Annotated in this window: 2 protein-coding genes and 1 pseudogene; all 3 read right to left on the bottom strand. The window is 69.9% G+C overall.

What is annotated here, in order from left to right:
* Positions 1 to 559 (bottom strand): annotated as a pseudogene (locus VD972_RS08420) (hypothetical protein); the annotation flags it as partial.
* A 204-nt stretch (positions 560 to 763) separates the two neighbouring features.
* Entirely contained in the window at positions 764 to 2,584 is a 1,821-nt protein-coding gene (locus tag VD972_RS08415; protein ID WP_324983497.1) for a CpaF family protein, read from the bottom strand.
* A gap of 78 nt (positions 2,585 to 2,662) precedes the next feature.
* Positions 2,663 to 3,162 (bottom strand): chromate transporter (locus VD972_RS08410; protein ID WP_324983493.1); only part of this gene is annotated, 500 nt, incomplete at its 5' end.

Raw genomic sequence — 3,162 nt, 5'->3', positions numbered from 1 at the left:
TGGGCGTCCCCTCATCAGGCGGTTTGGGCGTCACCTCATCGGGCGGTTTGGGCGTCGCCTCGTCGGGCGGAGCGGACGAGGGACGCAGCTGCCGGATCACCTGAGGCACCACCGTGTCCAGGGATTGGCTGAGCGCGTCGAGCATCCCATCCTCGCGGACACCTGGGATGAGGTGCTCGGCCACGAGCCCGCCATCTGCCGTCTTGTAGATCTTCGTGCCGACGCGGTAGCCGTCCATGCGCTGGAGCAGCTCCGCCACCATCACCACCTCGCTCTTGGCCGCCTCGCCGAGCGCGATGAGGCACCGCAGCTCCGTGCGCTTGCACCTCAGTAGCGACCGGCGCTTGGCGGAGGGGAGCTTCTTCAGGAAGTCCTTCATCCGGATCACCGTGAAGCCCTTGGACCGGGCCTGCTCGGCGACATGCTCCTGGGCAAACTCAACGACGTGCCCGGGCACGCCCGCCGTATCGGGTGGGGCGATGAGCACGGTGATGGGCTCTTCCGGCGCAGCGGGCGCCTGGTGGAGCAGGACCAAGGTGAGGAGAAGGGGTGTCAGCACGGGGGGTGACTTTCTCCTCATGCCGCCACTAGAGCAAGACTGTGACCGCGCTCGGGGCTCGTCCAGGTGAGGGGACGTCCCCGAGGTACCGCTCTGCGTCGAAGCCAGCCACGCTCCCCGTACAGGAGGGGGGTGGGAGAATACCCTACGTATCTCCTGGGTTGGCTTCGAGGAACAGGGGGACCCAGGTGCCGGGGCTCCGGCTCACCGGCGCGGCCGATCCGGGGGAGGAGAGCGGATCTGGGTCTTCTCCCCATTGCCCGAGCCGGAGCCCGCCTCACCGTCCTCCGCGGCCACGGAGGGGCGCGCGGAGGAGCCCGGAGCGGGAGCGGGGCGGCGGGGAGGCACGGCACCCGGCGGCCGCACGGCGGCATTGGAGGAGCCGGTGGTCGGGCGGGCAGGCGCGGCGGACGGGGGAGCGGGGCGGCGCGGTGGGACTTGCGCGAGGCGGGAGGAGGCGGCCTCCGCCAGCAGATCCTCGGAGATCTCCACCTTGGGCTCGTCCTTGGGCGGCATGCCCGAGTGGGTGGAGGTGTCGTCCGGCGCGCTGAGGTCGTCCTCTTCGCTGCGGGCGAACGGGTTGCGAGTGGGCGGCGGCGTCTTGTCCTCGTCCGTCAGGCCATCCTGTGAGGGCTTGGGAGCGGGCCGGGCCTGCGCGGGAGACGGAGGAGCGGGCCTGGCGGAGGCCGGAGCGGGCTTCGCGGCACCGGGGAGGTTGGCGGGCACCTGCACCTGCACGGGCGACGCGGGGAGGGCGGGCTGGCCGTCCTTGGCCTGGCGTGCGTCCTCGTGCAGCTTCTTCTCGAAGTCCTGCCAGTGCTTCTTGTACTCGGCGGGATCGGGCCGACCCTGCTCACGGTGCTTGAGCGAGGGGGCCCAGCGCACCTCGTACGAGGTGCCCACCTGGAACGTGGGCGGCGGCGGCACCCCGTAGGTGGCCGGGTCGAAGAAGGACTCGTCCAGATCCGAGAAACCGTACGCGCGGGCCTTCGCGACGAAGGTGGGGATGATGCCCGTGGGCGCGTGGTAGCCGAGGATGTGGCCGTCCTCGTCCTTGGTCACCGGCGTGAAGACGAAGATGTCCTGGGTGCGGTAGTCGCCCTTCTCGTTGAGCGGGAGCACCTCGGACAGCGCGATCGTCTTTCGGCTGCCGTCGTGGAGGCGCTCGCAGCAGATGACGAAGTTGATGGCGCTGGCGACCTGGGCCCGGACGGCCACCATGGGCAGCTCCACCGCGGACATGAGACACAGCGACTCGATGCGGCGCAGGGTGTCCGTGGGCGTGTTGGCGTGGCAGGTGGCCAGCGAGCCGCCGTGGCCGGTGTTCATCGCCTGCACCAGGTGGAAGGCCTCACCGCCGCGCACCTCGCCCACGACGATGCGGTCGGGGCGCAGACGCAGGGCCGAGTGGAGCAGATCTCCCATGTCCACGCCGCCCTTGCCGAACTTGTCCGGTGGACGGCTCTCGAAGGCCACCAGGTGGGACTGGTTGAGCTGGAGCTCCGCCGAGTCCTCGATGGTGAGGATGCGCTCATCGTCGGGGATGAGGGAGGAGACGATGTTGAGCAGCGTCGTCTTGCCGGAGCCCGTGCCGCCAGACACCAGCATGTTGAGCTTGGTGTGGATGCCCGCGTCGATGAGCCGCGCCATCTGCGTCGTCATCGAGTTGTACTTGATGAGGGCATCGATCGTGAGCTTGTCCTTGAAGAACTTGCGGATCGAGATGGTGGTGCCCCGCCGGGCGATGGGCGGGATGACCACGTGGATGCGGCTGCCGTCGGGCAGGCGCGCGTCCAGCCGGGGGCGCTCATCGGTGAGCATGCGGCCGACGAACTGCGCCATGTTGCGCGCGGCGCCGATCAGGCCCTCCTCGGAGAAGAAGGCGTCGGTCTTGCTCAGGCGGCCCTTGCGCTCGATCCAGACATCGGCCGGGCCGTTGATCATGATCTCCGATACCGACGGATCATCCAGGTACGGGAGGACCGGCTTCAAGAAGGCTCGGAGCGACTCGTTGTACATCGACATGGCGGAGCCAAGGCTAGCCCGAGCCGTGCCCTGAACCCAAGATCCGGTGGACGCTTCCCTGGTGGGGAGAGGGGCGGCCTACATCCACCCGAGCGCGTGCACCCCCATGCCCACGGCGGCCGCCGCGGCGAGCACGGCCATGGGGGCCAGCCGGGCCTTCGAAGCGAAGAAGACGGCCAGGGAGGCGACGAAGACGAGCCCGGTGGTCACATCTCCCACGGCGGCGCGCAGCAGGGGGAGCGCGGTGCCGCCGATGAGGCCCACGACGCCCGCGGTGATGCCCTCGAGGAAGCCGCGGGCGCGTGGGTGGTGGAGCAGCCGCTCCAGCGGGTCGTGGGCCAGCAGCGTCATCAAGAAGGCGGGGGCGAAGATGCCGGCCGTCATCGCCAGCGCGCCGGGCAGGCCGCCCCCGAGGTAGCCCACGAAGGTGCCGAAGATGATGAGGGGGGAGGGGAGCACCCCGCCGAGCGCGAGTCCGTCGAGGAACTGGGCATCGGTCATCCACCCGCCTCGGGCCACCGCATCCTGCTGGAGGAAGGGAATGGCGGTGTAGGCGCCGCCAAAGGTCAGCAGGCCCG

It is taken from the genome of Hyalangium sp., from assembly GCF_035629615.1.
Taxonomy (GTDB): Bacteria; Myxococcota; Myxococcia; order Myxococcales; family Myxococcaceae; genus Hyalangium.
The sequence above is the reverse complement of the archived record's forward strand: the minus strand, read 5'-3'. Positions and strand labels throughout refer to the sequence as shown.

Excerpts from the sequence above, each read along its gene's own strand:
- VD972_RS08415 (WP_324983497.1), bottom strand. The coding sequence starts at position 2,584 with ATGTCGATGTACAACGAGTCGCTCCGAGCCTTCTTGAAGCCGGTCCTC.